The following is a 2,515-nucleotide window of genomic DNA, read 5'->3' as shown; positions in this document are numbered from 1 at the left end:
AATGGTGGGTGATGACGGGCTCGAACCGCCGACCCCCTCCGTGTAAAGGAGGTGCTCTACCAACTGAGCTAATCACCCAAATTTTATCTCTTGCTACACTGCGGTATCACTCACTAATGAATGGTGGGTGATGACGGGCTCGAACCGCCGACCCCCTCCGTGTAAAGGAGGTGCTCTACCAACTGAGCTAATCACCCCCGCTGTGTGGAGTCGCATTATAGGGAGAGTTGAAAATGAGTCAACGCCTTTTCTGAAGATTTTGTTTGTTCGTCGTAAAAATAAGCAATGCGATCGCAAAACATCCATTGGTGATTGATTTGCCATCAGAATATAGGGATTGCAGACAACTAAAGGTATCAACATTGAGGAATCAGTGGGGAGTGGTAGAATGTTGCCCACTCTACTATTTCCTGGCACTTTTGCGTAATTAAGGCCGTTTAATGAAAATCAAAACTCGCTTTGCGCCCAGCCCAACAGGCTATCTGCACGTTGGCGGTGCGCGTACCGCTCTTTACTCCTGGCTTTTTGCTCGTAACCACGACGGTGAGTTCGTGTTACGTATAGAAGATACAGACCTTGAGCGTTCAACCCCTGAAGCTATCGAAGCTATTATGGATGGTATGAATTGGTTGAGTCTTGAGTGGGATGAAGGTCCGTACTACCAGACCAAACGTTTTGATCGTTATAACGCGGTCATCGATGAAATGTTGGAAGCCGGTACTGCATACAAATGCTACTGCTCTAAAGAACGTCTTGAAGCGCTGCGCGAAGAGCAAATGGCAAACGGCGACAAGCCACGTTACGACGGCCGCTGCCGCCACGGCCATGAGCATCATGCCGCCGATGAACCTTGCGTAGTGCGTTTTGCTAACCCGCAGGAAGGTTCGGTTATTTTTGATGACCAGATTCGTGGCCCTATTGAGTTTAGCAACCAGGAGCTTGACGATCTGATTATCCGCCGCACGGATGGTTCCCCAACCTATAATTTCTGTGTGGTGGTGGATGACTGGGATATGCAAATCACCCACGTCGTGCGTGGTGAAGACCATATCAACAACACGCCGCGTCAAATTAACATTCTGAAAGCGTTGAATGCGCCAGTGCCGGTTTATGCGCACGTCTCCATGATTAATGGCGATGACGGCAAAAAGCTGTCCAAGCGCCATGGCGCGGTCAGCGTCATGCAGTATCGTGATGATGGCTATCTGCCAGAAGCACTGCTGAACTATCTCGTGCGCCTGGGCTGGTCCCATGGCGATCAGGAGATCTTCACTCGAGAAGAGATGATCAAACTCTTCACCCTGGATTCGGTCAGCAAATCCGCCAGCGCATTTAACACTGAAAAATTGCAGTGGCTGAACCACCATTACATCAACCATCTGGCGCCTGAATATGTTGCGACCCATCTGCAATGGCATATTGAGCAGCAAAATATCGATACCCGTAATGGCCCGCAGCTGGCAGAGCTGGTGAAACTGCTGGGCGATCGCTGTAAGACGCTGAAAGAGATGGCGCAAACGTGTCGCTATTTCTATGAAGATTTCAGCGAGTTTGACGCTGACGCGGCGAAGAAACACCTGCGCCCGGTTGCCCGCCAGCCGCTGGAAGTGGTGCGTGATAAACTGGCGGCATTAAGCGACTGGACGGCGGAAAACGTCCATCACGCTATTCAGGCTACCGCTGATGAGCTGGAAGTGGGAATGGGTAAAGTGGGGATGCCGCTGCGCGTTGCCGTTACCGGGGCTGGCCAGTCGCCGGGTCTGGATGTCACCGTGCACGCGATTGGTAAACAACGCTCAATTGCGCGTATTAACCAGGCGGTGGAATTTATTGCTGCGCGCGAAGCGCAACAATAATTCGAGTTTTAGCAGGTGAAGTGACTCACAAGCCGGCATCCGCCGGCTTGTGAGCTGTTAATTTACTCATCGCGAATACCCAAACGCTTTAGCACACCCGCAATACCTTCGCGCAGAATCAGCGCTGACATCTTTTCCTGCTCGGAAATCGACATCTGTTTCATTGAATTTAGCAGCAGGCTTTCAAGGGAGGTGTCATTAACCTGATAGCTGCCGAGCTTTTCGGAGACGCGTTTCGCGCTGTTAATAAAATTGCGCACGCGCTCATCAACATGAATCAGCCGCGCCTTGCCGCCCTGAACACCGGGTTTTTGTGAGGTGAGCCAGTTTTCTTTGCGTACCCATTTATTGATGGTTTGGCGACTATATCCTGTCATTATCGCCAGCTCTTCCGGGGTCATACGTTCCTTGAGCACTGTTTTTTCCTTAAATCCAAAGGGAAACGGTTAGTCGTTCATTTTATGGGATCATTTTACTTGAAACTGTGACAGGATTAACTACAGCGCAATGAGTGGCAATCTCGTTTGACCCTCGCTGTCTGCTTTTTCATCGATCGATCGCAGAAGCAGAATTTGGCGTTGACACCCGGCAATGGGTTTCATATGATGCCGCCCGTCGAGACGACAAGGTGTTGACGGTATGGGGCTATAGCTCAGCTG

The 2,515-nt window shown here is 50.7% G+C and carries 2 protein-coding genes and 2 tRNA genes; 1 reads left to right on the top strand and 3 read right to left on the bottom strand.

Annotation, left to right across the window (positions count from 1 at the left end; genetic code table 11):
• Positions 1-2 precede the first annotated feature (2 nt).
• Positions 3-78 (bottom strand) — tRNA-Val (locus EHN07_RS11280).
• A 43-nt stretch (positions 79-121) separates the two neighbouring features.
• A tRNA-Val gene (locus EHN07_RS11275) sits at positions 122-197 on the bottom strand.
• A 243-nt stretch (positions 198-440) separates the two neighbouring features.
• Between EHN07_RS11275 and gltX the strand changes: the two genes are divergently transcribed.
• Complete coding sequence (gene gltX / locus EHN07_RS11270) at positions 441-1,856, top strand: glutamate--tRNA ligase (protein ID WP_124024239.1); 1,416 nt, start codon at positions 441-443, stop codon at positions 1,854-1,856.
• 62 nt (positions 1,857-1,918) lie between these two features.
• Here gltX and EHN07_RS11265 read toward each other — a convergent pair whose 3' ends face one another.
• The gene (locus tag EHN07_RS11265; RefSeq protein ID WP_124024238.1) at positions 1,919-2,272 is read right to left on the bottom strand and encodes a YfeC-like transcriptional regulator; all 354 of its coding nucleotides are present in this window, start codon (positions 2,270-2,272) and stop codon (positions 1,919-1,921) included.
• Between the last annotated feature and the right edge of the window lie 243 nt (positions 2,273-2,515).

This window comes from Buttiauxella warmboldiae, from assembly GCF_003818135.1.
GTDB lineage: Bacteria > Pseudomonadota > Gammaproteobacteria > Enterobacterales > Enterobacteriaceae > Buttiauxella > Buttiauxella warmboldiae.
The sequence above is the reverse complement of the archived record's forward strand: the minus strand, read 5'-3'. Positions and strand labels throughout refer to the sequence as shown.

Bases quoted from the DNA above. Each gene is read 5' to 3' on its own strand.
- gltX (WP_124024239.1), top strand. From the start codon at position 441: ATGAAAATCAAAACTCGCTTTGCGCCCAGCCCAACAGGCTATCTGCAC.